Raw genomic sequence first — 14275 nt, 5'->3', positions numbered from 1 at the left:
GTTTTTGAATTATCTATCTGCCTAAAAGTTGAAATTAAAAAGAACCCCATAAATGATAAACCATTCCACCAACAAAAAACACTAATCCTAAAAATAAAACAATTAAAGCAAGTATTCCATTTTGATTATGTTCCATAAATTAGCTCCTTTTAGATTTATTTTTATATACAAAAAAGCCTTTAGTCGTAATTATGGCTAAAGGCTTTGAGCATTATACTTTTAGTTTATAAAATCTTATAAGAAAAAGAACCTGTATTTTGTATAGAGAAGAATTTATAATGTTTTTTTATCAAATTTGGAAATGAAAATGTACTAGCTTGATAATGAAGCTAGGTTATTAGAATTGAAAAATTTTAGTTTTATTATAATTAATAGAAATGAAAGTAGTGTGAATATAAATCCGCTCCAAATAAGCTGGTGAATACCTAAGTTTGAAATGAACCAGCCTCCAATAGTTGTTCCAAGAGTAATTCCGAGATTTGAGAACGAGACGAATAGGCTATTGCCAAATTCAGGTGCTTCTTTTGCTTCGCTTATTAACCATGTTTGACCAACAATTAATCCGCCGGCATGTATGATGCCCCAAATGAATACCATAAAAATCATTGGAACAAGGTAGGAGCCTAAATAATAAACCAATATGTAAACAATAGAATATAGAATAGGGAATGCTATTACGGTATTTACTGTGCTTTTTTGTAGGAGACCGCCAAATAAATGATTCCCTAAAATCATAACTATACCAAATATGAATAGCATAATACTGATGAGAGATCCATTCATGGAAGTTACTTTTGCAAGGTACTCGGCGAAATAGCTGTATACAGAAAACATGGCTGCAAAAAGGAATGTGACGGTTAAAATATTTAACCATAATCCTGGTTTGCCGAGTATACGAATTTGTTTGCCGAAGGACATTTTTTCTGTAACAGGCATGGAAGGAAGAAAGATTAATATTCCAATGAATGCAAGGGCGTTAACAAGCGCTCCAAATAAGAAAGCAATTTCCAGTGAAAACTGGTCTGCAAGGTAAGAGGTTAATGGTACACCTAGAGCAAATCCAACAGTAATACCCATGAAAACTTTTGTAACTGCTTGACCGCTCTTTTCTGGCGGGACAAGTTTAGCAGCTGTTACAAGAGCGATTGAAAAGAAGAGTGGATGAAGTGCTGCCGGTAAAATACGAAAAATAAGCATGATTTCAAATTGTGTTGTATAAGCGTAGATTATATTTGAAATAACAAATGCAAAAATTGCTGTTAATAAAATTATTTTGCGATTAATCCCAGAGACGAGCAGAATTAAAAATGGACCAGAAATAGCAACAACTAGTGCAAATATACTTACTAAAAATCCTGCTTGTGCAGTTGAAATGCCGAATTTCTGAGTGATTTGTGGTAATACACCGACAATACCCATCTCGGTAGTAATAATTCCGAACACACCTATTGCGAGTGTCAGAATAAGTAAAGGGTTTACTTTTTTCATTTATAAAAGTCTCCATTCGTATCATTATTTTGAAAGTAAAATCGATTCATTAACAAAGAAATGAGCATTATTGCGAGTATGATCGGATGTCAATATTATTAGGGTTATGTAATTTCAAATACAATAACAGATATCTAAATAACTAGATATGATATACTAAAAAAATTTCTCCTTTCCATGTTTCTTGCTTTTATAGGTAGTGAAGTTTTGTTAAGGATGTATTGGACACCTGTAAAAAGAAGAATGCGTGAAAGCTAATAATCAATTGGTATGTTGATTATTAGCTTTTACTTTATAATTCGTTTTGGACGTATTCAGAAAACGCTCGTATTGTTTTTTCATTTCGACGATAGTATGTCCATTTTCCAATTCGGTCAGAGTCTAGTAGTCCTGCCTTTTTCATAGTTAATAAATAACTAGAAATAACCGATTGGGCTAAGCCAGTTTTAAGCTGGATATCTCCTACACACACTCCAATCTGAAAATTAATTCCTTGTTCTAAATAAGGTTTTTCGTCGAAATGGTTTTCTGGATTTTTTAACCATGATAAAATTTGACATCTTGTTTCATTTGACAATGCTTTATAAATTAATGAAGGTTCCATAAGGATATTATATCTACTTTTATAGATTTGTAAATGGGTTTTGGTGATTTTAAGGGAAGAAGTGCTCTAGTAATGAGGTCTTTTTTATTCAAGTTTACTTGTAGAAAAATGTTCAATAATTTATCATTGTAAACGTTTACTTATTGTGTATAATATAGTTAAGTTAATAATTAAAAGGATTGTTACTGTTCGGCAGGCAAAACCTAAATTGATCTGGAGGCTACGGGTGTAGTGTGGCTTTTGGAATCAGTTTAGGTTTTTTTATTCCCTTTTGTGACTTTATAAGAAAAAGAAGGCGGAACAATATGAGAATCCATAAAATCTTAAATAATAATGTTGTTTGTACGACGAAGGATAATGAGACAGAAGTTGTACTTATGGGCAGAGGTTTGGGATTTCAGAAAAAAGTAGGCGATACAATTGATGAATCTAGGGTAGAAAAAACCTTTGTGCTAGAAACAAAAGAATTATCAGAGAAACTTGCTAGATTGTTAACTGAAATTCCTGTGCAGAATTTAGAAATTACAGAGAGAATTATTCATTATGCTAAAACAGTTTTGCCGGGAGATTTAAGTGATTATATTTATCTTACATTAACGGATCACTTAAGTTTCGCCTTAACGCGGCATAAAGAAGGAATGGATCTCAAAAATACTTTGCTTTGGGAAATTAAGAGGTTCTATCAGAAAGAGTTTGAAATTGGTTTACAAGCTTTGAACATTATTGAAGAAGAGACTGGGTTTAGACTTTCTGAAGATGAAGCAGGGTCAATTGCGCTACATTTCGTTAATGCGCAGCAAGGAGAGCCGGCGATGCAGCAAACGGTGGCGATGACGAAAATCGTCCAAGATATTTTAAATGTTGTAAAGTACCACTATAAGATGAACTTAGATGAAAATTCATTTAATTATAGTCGGTTTGTAACGCATTTACGATATTTTGCCCAGCGTTTAATGCAGAAGGAATTAAATTCGGCCGATGATGATTTTTTATACGAGCAAGTGAAAAGTAAGTATCATGAAGCATATTGTTGTACAGAGAAAATTGAGGCATACTTACGAAAAGCACATAATAGTCATCTTTCAAAAGATGAAAAAGTGTATTTAACATTGCACATTCATCGTGTAACGAAACGCAATGAATTATGTAATTGAATAAACGGGATTGTTACTGTTTGGCAGGCAAAACCTAAATTGACTTTTAATGGAGTGATTCGTATGTATCACGCTGTTATGGTTAGTTTAGGTTTTTTCTTTTATAAAAATGATAAATGGGATGATTGTAAGGAGGAAGAACTACTATGAAGTATGAAAAGTTGGCGAAAGACATACTGAAACATGTTGGCGGAAGAGAAAATATAAATAGCGTCGTACATTGTATAACTCGTTTACGATTTCAGTTAAAAGATGAGGGGAAAGCAAACACGGAAATACTGAAAAATATGGAAGATGTTGTTACTGTTATGAAAAGCGGTGGACAGTATCAAGTTGTTATTGGTAACCATGTATCCGATGTGTATAAAGCGGTTATTGTTGCCGGGGGATTTCAAGAAACAGAGGAAGAAGATACGGGTGAAAAGAAAAAGAGTAGCCTTATAGATATTCTTTCTAGTATTTTCACTCCTATTTTAGGAGTACTAGCTGCAACAGGGATGATTAAAGGATTTAATGCACTATTTTTAGCTTTAGGTTGGTTAAGTACTCAGTCAGGAACGTATCAAATATTAAATACGGTTGGGGATTCGTTATTTTATTTCTTCCCGATCTTCCTAGGATATACAGCAAGTAAGAAGTTTGGAGGATCGCCGTTCATTGGTATGGCAATTGGGGGAGCTTTAGTTTATCCAGCTTTATCAGGTTTAACAGCAAGTGAGCCATTATATACGCTATTTGCGGGAACGATGTTTGAATCACCAATTCATATTACGTTTTTAGGAATACCAGTTATTTTAATGAACTATGCATCATCTGTTATTCCAATTATTCTCGCTACTTATTTTGGATCGAAAGTAGAAAATTCTTTAAAGAAAGTTATTCCGGATGTTGTTAAAACATTCGTAGTACCATTTTTCACATTACTTATCGTTGTACCACTTACATTTCTTGTGATTGGCCCGATTGCGACGTGGGCAGGTCAATTTTTAGGACAGGCTACAATTTGGGTTTACAATTTAAGCCCGTTAGTAGCAGGTGTAGTACTTGGTGCTTTCTGGCAAGTACTCGTTATTTTTGGACTTCATTGGGGAATTGTTCCGATAGGCTATAACAATTTAGCAGTGCACGGTATCGATCCTATATTAGCGCTCATATTCGCTACTTCATTTGCTCAAATTGGTGCTGTTCTTGCGGTTTGGATGAAAACGAAAGACCAGAAATTAAAAACGCTAAGTATTCCAGCTTTTATTTCAGGTATTTTCGGAGTTACAGAGCCGGCGATTTATGGTATTACACTTCCTCTTAAAAAGCCGTTTATTATGAGTTGTATTGCTGGAGGAGTTGGCGGCGGAATACTTGGTGTATTCGGTACGCAAGCTTATATGACAGGTGGACTTGGGATATTTGCGCTTCCAACATTTATTAGTCCTAAAGATGGTATTACAGCTGGATTTTGGGGCGCAATTATTGCGATGGCTGTTTCCTTAATACTAGGTTTTGTTCTTACTTATTTATTTGGTTTAAATAAAAAACAAACATATACAGAAACAGCTGAAGCAATTGATAAAATAGCTGCATCAAACCATGATGAAGTAATCTTTAGTCCTTTTAACGGTGTTGTTAAGCCGCTCGAACATATTGACGACGCTGCATTTGCATCAGGTGCGTTAGGGGAAGGAGTTGCGATTGAGCCTTCAGAAGGAAAGTTGTTTTCACCAGTTTCAGGTACGGTTTCTGCACTGTTCCCGACGAATCATGCAGTAGGAATTACAGCGGATTCAGGTGCTGAAATTTTAATTCATATTGGGATGGATACTGTGAAATTAAATGGCGAATTTTTCTCTTCTCATATTGAACAAGGAGCGAGAGTAGAAAAAGGGCAATTACTTATTGAGTTTAATATATCTGAAATTCAAAAGGCGGGTTATATTGTGACAACACCAGTTGTTGTTACAAATTATGATAAATATAGCATTAAGAAAACTGAAATAGAAAAGATTCAAGCAGGAGATTCCTTACTAGAGTTAGGAGTTAAATAGTAGTTACATTTTATACCGGTTCAAACGAAGAAAGGTATTCTTGGAAAATCGTAATGCCTTTCCTCGTTAATTCTTATATAAAGGAGTTTTTATATATGTCTAAAGTTATTTTTCCTAAAGGATTTTTATGGGGTGGCGCAATTGCGGCCAATCAAGTTGAAGGCGCATATTTAGAAGACGGAAAAGGATTAACGACGGTTGATCTATTACCAACTGGTGAAAACCGTTGGGATATTATGAAAGGAAATATTCATTCATTTACACCGGTAGAAGGGGAGTTTTATCCATCACACGACGCAATTGATTTCTATCATCGCTATAAAGAAGATATTGCTCTTTTTGCAGAAATGGGATTTAAAGCGTTACGCGTATCTATTGCTTGGACACGTATTTTCCCAAATGGTAATGATGAACAGCCGAATGAAGCAGGATTACAGTTTTATGATAATTTGTTTGATGAACTGTTAAAGCACGGCATTGAACCAGTCGTTACGATGGCGCACTTTGATGTTCCTGTTCATTTAGTAGAAAAGTATGGAAGCTGGAGAAGTAGAGAGCTTGTAAACTTCTTTGAGACGTATGCAAAAACTATTTTTAATAGATATAAAGATAAAGTGAAATATTGGATGACATTTAATGAAATTAATATGCTTTTACATTTACCTTTCATGGGAGCAGGGCTAGCATTTAAAGAAGGTGAGAATAAAAAGCAAATTCAGTATCAAGCGGCGCATCATCAGCTTGTCGCAAGTGCTTTAGCTGTGAAAGCATGTCATGAAATTATTCCAGATGCAAAAATCGGTTGTATGCTTGCTGCTGGTGCAACGTATCCATACACATGTAATCCAGATGACATCCAGCGCGCGATGGAACAAGACCGTGAATCATTCTTCTTCATTGATGTACAAGCAAGAGGAGCATATCCTGGGTATGCGAAACGTTTCTTTAAAGACAACAATTTGACGATTGAAATGGAAAAAGATGATGAGTCAATCTTGAGAGATAATACAGTTGATTATATCGGATTTAGCTACTATGCGAGCAGAGCAACAAGCACGGATCCAGAAGTGTTAAAAAGTATAACGAGCGGAAATGTATTTGGTTCTGTTGAAAACCCATATCTTGAAAAATCAGAGTGGGGATGGACGATTGATCCGAAAGGCTTCCGTATTACAGCGAACCAACTTTACGATCGTTACCAAAAACCTTTATTTGTCGTTGAAAATGGTCTTGGCGCAATCGATCAATTAAATGCTGAAGACGAAGTAAACGACGACTACCGTATTGATTACTTGCAGAAGCATATGATTGAAATGTCAGAAGCAATCCAAGATGGAGTAGATATTATCGGATACACAAGCTGGGGCCCAATTGATCTTGTAAGTGCTTCTACTGGAGAAATGAAGAAGCGTTACGGATATATATACGTTGATAAAGATAATGAAGGAAAAGGTTCATTAAAAAGATCGAAGAAGAATAGTTTCAATTGGTATAAAGAAGTAATTGAGACGAATGGTGAGAATCTTGATTCTTAAGTATGAATTAATATAGTAATGATTGTATAAGAAAAGAAGGCATCAATTAAGATGTCTTCTTTTTTGTGCTATTGTGAGTAAAGGATGGAACTATATTTCCCTTTACACGAACATAAAGGTGTAATATAGTTTAGTTAAGTGAACTAAACTAAACTAAACTATATTGACGGAAAACCAGCATAACTGGAGGAGAAATACTATGACTAGATCGTATAAAGAAGTAATTAATGAAATGAACCGAGCTTATAATGAATTCTACATTTTACTATTTCAGGAGTTGAAAGATGAGTTCGGTCTTACAGGACAGCAAGAGAGTATGCTATTTCATATTAATTTAAATGAAAACACGACAGCAAATCACATTGCGACTACTTTTAATATATCGAAAAGTGCTGTCAGCCAAGTTTTATCGAAATTGGAAAAACAGAAGATGATTTCGAAGCAAGTAAACCCTAACAATAAACGGGAGTATTTCCTTACGCTCGGTACAAACGGTAGTAAGTATATAGAGCGGTTGTCTGAGTTAGATGATGTACTGATTGAGAAATACTTTTCTAAAATCGATATAAATGCTTTAGAGCAAATGACCGATACGTTAACGAAAATAAATAAAGTTATATTGGAAGAAAAACAGAAGGATCTTGATTCTAATGAGTAAGAACCTTGATGAAGCAATTAGTAGAAAGGAGGAGAAGCATGATATGAGTTACATACCAAATATGATTACGATAGCAAATTTTGTATGTGGGCTTTTAGCTATTTACGCTATTTTCGTTCACGATATTTATTTGGGAGCAATTTTTATTATTACAGGTATGTTATTTGATTTTTTTGATGGCATGGTCGCCCGGAAACTTGATGCTGTTTCGGAAATTGGCGGAGAATTAGATTCATTTGCGGATTTAGTTACTTTTGGTGTAGCACCGTCTATTCTGGCATATAGTGTTGCTTTAAAAGATTTGCAGTCTATCGGGATGTTATGTGCGCTTTCTTACAGTGTTTGCGGAATGCTTCGGCTTGCGAGATTTAACACGCAGCAAAGCAAACTCCCGACTTTTATCGGCATGCCCATTCCATTTGTGGCAATGTGTCTCCTCATTTTATGCTTCTTGAATAATCCAGTTTCCGTGGCGTTTGGCACATGTATACTCGCTTATTTAATGGTAAGCAAAATCAAATTCCCCCATTAAAAAAAAGATATATCGGAAAGCTTGAAGTCCGAAAGATGGGATTGATGATACGGAATTACAATGAGAAAGATAAGGAGCATAACATGATTCGTATGGCACTAAGATTATTCAACATACAGATGTATTGTTTGCTAGGCGTGATGGTATTAGGATGGCTTGTGACACCTTTTTCAGCCCAGTTCGTAGGGATAAGTATTGGCCTTTTAGTGAGTATGTACTGCGCCTGGATTTTAGGAAGGCGCATTGAAAAGTTCGGAGATAGTATTGTAAAAAAAGAAAAAGCACCGATGCTCGGAATGATGAACCGGTTTGCAGCCGCAATACTCGGTGCGATTATTATGTATGAAATTGAACACCATGATTTCATGTGGACATTTGCTGCTGGAATTATGGGTGGGTATTTCTTGATTATTATTAATTTGGGGTATTACAGTATGAGGGATGCGAAGGAATAGATTAGTAGGTTTTGAATTAGAAATTAAAAGCCCTTCAAGTATGGAACGATATACTTGAGGGGCTTTATGTATGAAGAAGAACCTTTTATAATACATTTCATTGTTGTTAATTATTACTATTTTTATGTGGTATAATTTGTATTAGTGGTAAGGGGTATACAAATGTTAGTTGATAACTTGGGAAAATCGATATTAAAATTTCTCTGGTATGTTCAGAAAACTATAGAAAAGGTTTTTAAGAATGGGACAATTTCAAAGTGATTTTCAATCGGCACAATAAATGGCTGCGCAAATGAGAGCGGCTTTTAATACCATCCAAAGTGTAACAATACACTTAGAAAGAGGTTTTTATATGTGGAAAAATCTAGTTTTAGAAATTGGAGATATACTGAAAAGTGTTAACTTTAATTTGAACACATCAGCAAAAGATACTGAAGTTCATAGATTAAGAGAACACGTGAAAGAGAAATTTAATGTTGATTTACCGATTGAATTTGAGGAGTTTCTTAAAAACGTAAACGGTTTAGATTTTGGTGGACTAGTTATTTATGGAGTTGATTTTTCTTTACTAGAAACAGAAAAAAATGAACAAATTTGCGGCTTTATAGAAACGAATGAGATTTGGTATGAAAATGAATTTCAAAAAGAGTATCTTTTCTTTGGAGATTCAAGTATTGCTTGGTTTTGTAAAAACTTATCTAACGGTACTTACTTAGAACTTGATAAACCATCTGGCACAGTGATGAAAATATATAATGATTTCAATACAATGCTTGAGGAAGCATTGAAAACAGCCCTTCTTTAATAGGGATATTAAATACTATCTTACACCCAATAGATAGTTATATTAGAACAGGATTCCCTATAAGATAGAAATTTAGGAGGCTATTTATGAATGATAAAGATTATATTTATGAAGAATTAAGTGACTTTTTAGATGGAACATTCCATCAAGATATGGGAACACCAGAAAAAGCTGTACACGAATTTATAGAAGAAGCCCACAAAGTTTGTATAGAAAATACTATAAAGTACATAACTTCATTTTTAAACAGTGATCTATCCACGGAAAAAAAAGAGGAATTCATTGAATATTATACTGATATTTATTTTCCAGCTTTAAGAATGACTCCCCTAGAATGGCTTGAACAAACAGGTGAAACGATAAAACAAGCATTAAAAAATACTTAGTAAAAATTGATCGCCCATAGTAGGTGGTCTTTTCTTCGTCTTAATTTACATTCATATACGCATTGCTAACCTAACTGTAATGTGGAACGTACTTCCCTTCCAGTTTTGTGAGGCGAACCGTTAATGTCAACTTGGGTGTCGATAGTAAATCCAGGGCTTACGTCAATAATGCCATCTATACTAGAGGGTAAATTTCACATAATTTTAGCAAACTGATGTAGATATGTCACGGGGAAAGTTTAATGAATTAAAAACAAAAGTGTATCATGAACTTAGTCCAGAAGAAGTTGTCTTTCAATAATTATATGTGCAAAAATAGGATAGCCAATTGAAGCCATCCTATTTATATTTGTATTACCAACTAGCAGTTTCCGTATTTTCCTTCAACCACTTCACCCAATCCAGATCCTCTACCTTAAGCAAACTGAGTGAAACACCATTCATATCTAAAGAAGTTAACAGTGTACCGACCTTTACGAATGTAACTTGCAATCCTTCCAGTTCACACAAACGGCGAATGTCGTTTGTGAAAATGTATTGTTCCATTAATGGTGTGGCACCGAGTCCATTAATGAGGATAGCGAAGTTGTCACCTTTTCTCCAACGATAAATGCTTTTTAGTTTGTTCATTAGTTCGATCGCTAATATTTCAGAAGAGGATAGTGCTTCTTTACGGTACCCTTTTTCACCGTGAATGCCGACGCCATAAAAGACTTCATCGTCGTTTAATGTGAATGAAGCTTTTCCCTTTACTGGATCATTTGCAGGTGAAAGGGCGACTCCTAATGTGTGTAAGTTTTCGGTGATAGAACGGCCGAGTGCTGTTAGTTCTTCTAGAGAATGACCTTCAAGAGCAGCCGCACCAACTATTTTTTGAACGAAAACAGTGCCAGCTACGCCGCGTCTTCTTTTATTAAAAGAAGCATCATCTTCAATTGAAACGTCGTCATTTACGATGATGTGGTCAATTTTTCTTCCTTCTTCTTTAGCGATTTGTTCTGCCGCTAAAAAGTTAGCTACGTCATCTTTAAAGTTTTTTATGATGAATAAAATACTTTTTTCTTTTGGTATGAAGCGGGTTGCTGCTACAATTTGTTCCACTGTAGGCGGAGTGAAGATGCTTCCGTTTACTGCTGCTGTAAGCATTCCTTTTCCTACATAGCCAATACCAGCAGGTTCATGTCCGCTACCGCCGCCGCTTATAATAGCGACGTCTTGCTTCAGTTTTTCGATGTTTTTTACATAAATGATGTTATGTGTTTCGTCGTAATGTACTTTGTCGTTATGTTCAAAATAAAAGCCATGCAGCATATCTTGAACAATATTTTGTACATCATTCATAATCTTTTTCATTGTTCTTGCCACCTTATGATTTGTTTGCTGATTGCTCAAGTAATAGTAGTAATTGATTGTTTATCATATTTTTCATGAGAGAAGACATAATGGATGGATCTACTTCACATTTACTTTCAATCCAATCTTTTATCGTTCCAACGAAGCCGTGACTACAAAAAGAGGCAATCGTATTTTTTGTTTCAATAGAAAGAGTTAATCTACAGCTCACGGATAGTTCATCAATAATTTTCATATATAAGTTTTTCGTATGCTCAAATAAATAGTGATTAAACGAGTTTTGCTCGATGACTTTAAAAGCATTTCGGTAAAATTTTTGATTTTCATAAAAGTAATCAAATAATAAATCGAAAATGTTTTCCCATGTTTCATAGTCGAGAAAGTCGATAATGTTTTCTTTCGTTTCTTCTCTATAAATCCAGCTTAATAGTTCGAATTTGTCTTTAAAATGATAATAAAAAGTTTGCCTACGCATTTGACAGTGTAGCATAATATCGCTCACTGATATTTTATGAAACGACTCTGTTTCCATTAAATGTTTCAATGAGTTCGCGATTATCTTTTTAGAAATTATAGAAGAGGTCATCTGAATCATCCCTAGAATGTTATTAATATAAAAATCCTATCCACAAATGAGAGCAGTGTCTTTAGACAGATTGTTCATTTTGTCCGTTTACTATAAAACGCTTTCATTTTAACATGAGTAGTAAGAAGAAGATTTCAAATATATCACAATATATTAAAGGAATTGAGGGAGAAGCACAATGAAAAAGATTATAAACAAACCAGAAACATTAGTAATTGAAATGTGTAACGGAATGGTTATGGCTCACCCAGAGCTTGAGCTTTTGAAAAAATATAAAGTCATTAAGAAGAAAGAAATGAATGAAAATAAAGTAACGCTAATTAGTGGCGGCGGTAGTGGTCATGAGCCAGCGCATGCAGGGTTAGTCGGAAAAGGAATGTTAGATGCGGCAGTGTGCGGAGATGTGTTTGCTTCTCCTTCGCAAATCCAGATATATCAAGCGATTAAAGAGACGGCTAGTAAAAAAGGTACGCTATTAATTATAAAAAATTATAGCGGCGATATTATGAATTTCAAAAACGGTGCGCATTTAGCGACTGAAGATGGAATTGAAGTAGACTACGTAAAAGTGGACGATGATATTGCGGTAGAAGATAGTCTTTATACAGTAGGACGCCGCGGCGTTGCGGGAGTTATTTTAGTTCATAAAATTGCCGGTGCAGCAGCGGAAGCAGGTATGGATTTAGGAGCGGTGAAAGCTATCGCAGAAAAAGCAGCGGCTAATGTGCGTACAATCGGTTTAGCGTTAACTTCTTGTACAGTTCCAGCGAGCGGATCACCTACTTTCACACTTGCGGAAGATGAAATGGAATACGGCGTTGGTATTCACGGTGAACCAGGAATTAAGCGTGAAAAAACGATGTCAGCAGATGAATTAGCGAACCGTATGACAAACGATTTAATAAAAGATTTAGGCGTAAAAGACGGAGAAGAGATTGCACTTCTAGTTAATGGTTTTGGCGGAACACCACTGCAAGAACTTTACTTATTTAACAACGCAGTTACGAGAGAACTAGCTGCAAGAAACATTAAAATCAATAGAGTATTCGTCGGTAATTATATGACGAGTATTGATATGGCTGGTATGTCTTTAACAGTAATGAAATTAGATGATGAGCTAAAAACACTACTATCTAAAGAGTGTAATACACCAGCGTTTAAAGTAGATGGACCAGTTGAAAGTGTAGAGTACGTGAATGTGCTTGAAGAGATAGAAGAGAAGGAAGTTTCATTTGAACTAGAAACAGCGGATGAGCACGCTGTTATTAAAGATAACGTGATTACATTAAACAACATGATGTATCTCGTTGATAAAATGAGCGACATTATTATTAAAAACGAAGTACCGTTCTGTGAGTTAGACACGCATGCAGGTGACGGCGACTTCGGAATGAGTGTGGCAAAAGGATTTAAGCAATTAAAACGTGAGTGGCATTCGATTGTGGAACAAGAAAACGTAACGATCGGATCATTCCTTGACGGTTGTTCGATGATTATTATGGAACATTGCGGAGGTGCATCTGGTCCAATTTGGGGCGGTGCGTTCCGCGCAGCTAGTAAAGCAGCAGGCGAAAAACGTGAGCTAACAGTAAAAGAATTCGCTGAAATGTTACAAGCAGCACTGCAAGGCATACAATCTATCGGTGAAAGATCGTTCGGAAGAGGAGCGGTAGTTGGTGATAAAACACTTGTTGACGCACTTGCTCCATGTGTAGATTCTTGGTTAGACAGTGCTTCAAATGAAGTAGAAATAAAAACTGCCTTTGAAAAAGGAGCAGAAGCAGCGGTTAAAGGCGCAGAGTATACGAAAGAAATCGTAGCTCGCATGGGCCGCGCAGGTACAGTTGGCGAAAGAAGTTTAGGATATCCAGATGCAGGTGCACATGCGCTTGGGGTTATCTTTACGGAGATTGCGGGTAGTTTGAGATAGTAATGATGTCAATTTGATAGAATTCCCTTCATAGTAAGCTGTTTACTGTGAGGGGGTTTTTTATATAGTTGATTGATACTTATAAGGTAATTCATTGTTTTCTAAGTACATTCCTTTTTCGAGAATAATTGTATTATGATCTTTTGAAATTTTTGAAACTGGAGGCAATTCTTCAGTTTTAAAATTTGTTGAAAAAAAAGCTAGTATAGATAATCCATACATTGAAGCGATAGCTGAAATTTTCATTTGTTTAATATTCATAATAAAGCCTCCTTGTTTGTGATTGTAAATATTAACAATTATAGGTGTTCTCTTGGTTTTTTCTTGATTTTTGGTGTGAGTGTTCTCTGGGGGTGGGGCTAGTCTCCAGGGGTTTAACGTAATTGAATATGGCATAAGTATATTATTTCAATCGTTAAGACTAGGTGGATTTGATATATTATAAAGAAGAGCATCAAGAAACTAGTAGGTTACATTAGTTTTATTCTTTTTATTTATATATTCACAAGTAAAACATCATAATATTACTATGAATATCTATAACAATGTGAATTTTTTTGAATATTTTACCATTTAATGTATCTTTGAAAAGTTTTAATTGTATAATATATCTTGTAATAATCTATTAGATTTTTCGACAAACATAACAAGAATAGAAGACTGAAGTGAACCCGAATAGTGGTACATGAAAAAAACACCTCCTGAATTCGCATACTAAGTATGCAAATTCAACGGAGGTGTTTTTCATTT

General features: G+C 35.0%; 14 protein-coding genes. 9 read left to right on the top strand and 5 right to left on the bottom strand.

Features of this window, described 5'->3' with window-relative positions:
* Nucleotides 1-312: 312 nt before the first annotated feature.
* Both MR065_RS09255 and MR065_RS09250 read right to left on the bottom strand, forming a co-directional pair.
* Nucleotides 313-1488, bottom strand: a complete 1176-nt coding sequence (locus MR065_RS09255) for an MFS transporter (RefSeq protein ID WP_242213428.1) — start codon at nucleotides 1486-1488, stop codon at nucleotides 313-315.
* A gap of 292 nt (nucleotides 1489-1780) precedes the next feature.
* On the bottom strand, nucleotides 1781-2092 hold the full coding sequence (locus tag MR065_RS09250; RefSeq protein ID WP_097906085.1) for an ArsR/SmtB family transcription factor: 312 nt from the start codon (nucleotides 2090-2092) through the stop codon (nucleotides 1781-1783).
* Nucleotides 2093-2397: 305 nt separating this feature from the next.
* On the opposite strand from MR065_RS09250, the gene licT reads away from it, so the two are divergent.
* The 8 genes from licT to MR065_RS09210 all read left to right on the top strand — a co-directional run bounded on the left by licT (nucleotide 2398) and on the right by MR065_RS09210 (nucleotide 9656).
* A complete protein-coding gene (gene licT / locus MR065_RS09245; protein ID WP_242213427.1) occupies nucleotides 2398-3246 on the top strand; it encodes a BglG family transcription antiterminator LicT in 849 nt (282 codons plus the stop codon).
* A 146-nt stretch (nucleotides 3247-3392) separates the two neighbouring features.
* Nucleotides 3393-5285, top strand: coding sequence for a beta-glucoside-specific PTS transporter subunit IIABC (locus MR065_RS09240; RefSeq protein ID WP_242213426.1), 1893 nt, complete (start codon nucleotides 3393-3395; stop codon nucleotides 5283-5285).
* 95 nt (nucleotides 5286-5380) lie between these two features.
* Nucleotides 5381-6820: a 6-phospho-beta-glucosidase gene (locus MR065_RS09235; protein ID WP_242213425.1), complete on the top strand. Its 1440-nt coding sequence runs from the start codon at nucleotides 5381-5383 to the stop codon at nucleotides 6818-6820.
* 199 nt (nucleotides 6821-7019) lie between these two features.
* Complete coding sequence (locus MR065_RS09230) at nucleotides 7020-7478, top strand: MarR family winged helix-turn-helix transcriptional regulator (RefSeq protein WP_242213424.1); 459 nt, start codon at nucleotides 7020-7022, stop codon at nucleotides 7476-7478.
* Nucleotides 7471-8010, top strand: coding sequence for a CDP-diacylglycerol--serine O-phosphatidyltransferase (gene pssA / locus MR065_RS09225; RefSeq protein WP_242213423.1), 540 nt, complete (start codon nucleotides 7471-7473; stop codon nucleotides 8008-8010). Before MR065_RS09230 ends, pssA begins: the two co-directional genes overlap by 8 nt.
* A gap of 83 nt (nucleotides 8011-8093) precedes the next feature.
* Nucleotides 8094-8465, top strand: coding sequence for an ATP synthase subunit I (locus MR065_RS09220; RefSeq protein WP_242213557.1), 372 nt, complete (start codon nucleotides 8094-8096; stop codon nucleotides 8463-8465).
* Nucleotides 8466-8817: 352 nt separating this feature from the next.
* Nucleotides 8818-9270 (top strand): YrhA family protein, encoded by a 453-nt coding sequence (locus tag MR065_RS09215; RefSeq protein WP_242213422.1) that lies wholly within the window; start codon nucleotides 8818-8820, stop codon nucleotides 9268-9270.
* An 86-nt stretch (nucleotides 9271-9356) separates the two neighbouring features.
* Entirely contained in the window at nucleotides 9357-9656 is a 300-nt protein-coding gene (locus MR065_RS09210) for a contact-dependent growth inhibition system immunity protein (protein WP_242213421.1), read from the top strand.
* A gap of 354 nt (nucleotides 9657-10010) precedes the next feature.
* Here MR065_RS09210 and dhaQ read toward each other — a convergent pair whose 3' ends face one another.
* Entirely contained in the window at nucleotides 10011-11009 is a 999-nt protein-coding gene (dhaQ, locus tag MR065_RS09205; protein ID WP_242213420.1) for a DhaKLM operon coactivator DhaQ, read from the bottom strand.
* 13 nt (nucleotides 11010-11022) lie between these two features.
* Nucleotides 11023-11595, bottom strand: coding sequence for a dihydroxyacetone kinase transcriptional activator DhaS (dhaS, locus tag MR065_RS09200; RefSeq protein ID WP_242213419.1), 573 nt, complete (start codon nucleotides 11593-11595; stop codon nucleotides 11023-11025).
* A 178-nt stretch (nucleotides 11596-11773) separates the two neighbouring features.
* Here dhaS and dhaK point away from each other — a divergent pair, with 178 nt between their 5' ends.
* Nucleotides 11774-13525 (top strand): dihydroxyacetone kinase subunit DhaK, encoded by a 1752-nt coding sequence (gene dhaK / locus MR065_RS09195; protein ID WP_242213418.1) that lies wholly within the window; start codon nucleotides 11774-11776, stop codon nucleotides 13523-13525.
* Nucleotides 13526-13585: 60 nt separating this feature from the next.
* On the opposite strand, the gene MR065_RS09190 is transcribed toward dhaK, so the two are convergent.
* On the bottom strand, nucleotides 13586-13786 hold the full coding sequence (locus MR065_RS09190; RefSeq protein WP_242213417.1) for a hypothetical protein: 201 nt from the start codon (nucleotides 13784-13786) through the stop codon (nucleotides 13586-13588).
* Nucleotides 13787-14275 lie beyond the last annotated feature (489 nt).

Origin of the sequence: Bacillus cereus group sp. BfR-BA-01383 (assembly GCF_022663495.1) — a bacterium.
Classification (GTDB): domain Bacteria; phylum Bacillota; class Bacilli; order Bacillales; family Bacillaceae_G; genus Bacillus_A; species Bacillus_A cereus_AU.
Note: the sequence above shows the minus strand (reverse complement) of the source record. Positions and strands in the feature narration are given on the sequence as shown.

Excerpts from the sequence above, each read along its gene's own strand:
- MR065_RS09215 (WP_242213422.1), top strand. The coding sequence starts at position 8,818 with ATGTGGAAAAATCTAGTTTTAGAAATTGGAGATATACTGAAAAGTGTT.
- MR065_RS09190 (WP_242213417.1), bottom strand. The coding sequence starts at position 13,786 with ATGAATATTAAACAAATGAAAATTTCAGCTATCGCTTCAATGTATGGA.
- MR065_RS09240 (WP_242213426.1), top strand. The coding sequence starts at position 3,393 with ATGAAGTATGAAAAGTTGGCGAAAGACATACTGAAACATGTTGGCGGA.
- MR065_RS09250 (WP_097906085.1), bottom strand. The coding sequence starts at position 2,092 with ATGGAACCTTCATTAATTTATAAAGCATTGTCAAATGAAACAAGATGT.
- MR065_RS09255 (WP_242213428.1), bottom strand. The coding sequence starts at position 1,488 with ATGAAAAAAGTAAACCCTTTACTTATTCTGACACTCGCAATAGGTGTG.
- MR065_RS09230 (WP_242213424.1), top strand. The coding sequence starts at position 7,020 with ATGACTAGATCGTATAAAGAAGTAATTAATGAAATGAACCGAGCTTAT.
- MR065_RS09210 (WP_242213421.1), top strand. The coding sequence starts at position 9,357 with ATGAATGATAAAGATTATATTTATGAAGAATTAAGTGACTTTTTAGAT.
- MR065_RS09220 (WP_242213557.1), top strand. The coding sequence starts at position 8,094 with ATGATTCGTATGGCACTAAGATTATTCAACATACAGATGTATTGTTTG.
- dhaQ (WP_242213420.1), bottom strand. The coding sequence starts at position 11,009 with ATGAAAAAGATTATGAATGATGTACAAAATATTGTTCAAGATATGCTG.
- MR065_RS09235 (WP_242213425.1), top strand. The coding sequence starts at position 5,381 with ATGTCTAAAGTTATTTTTCCTAAAGGATTTTTATGGGGTGGCGCAATT.
- licT (WP_242213427.1), top strand. The coding sequence starts at position 2,398 with ATGAGAATCCATAAAATCTTAAATAATAATGTTGTTTGTACGACGAAG.
- dhaK (WP_242213418.1), top strand. The coding sequence starts at position 11,774 with ATGAAAAAGATTATAAACAAACCAGAAACATTAGTAATTGAAATGTGT.
- pssA (WP_242213423.1), top strand. The coding sequence starts at position 7,471 with ATGAGTAAGAACCTTGATGAAGCAATTAGTAGAAAGGAGGAGAAGCAT.
- dhaS (WP_242213419.1), bottom strand. The coding sequence starts at position 11,595 with ATGACCTCTTCTATAATTTCTAAAAAGATAATCGCGAACTCATTGAAA.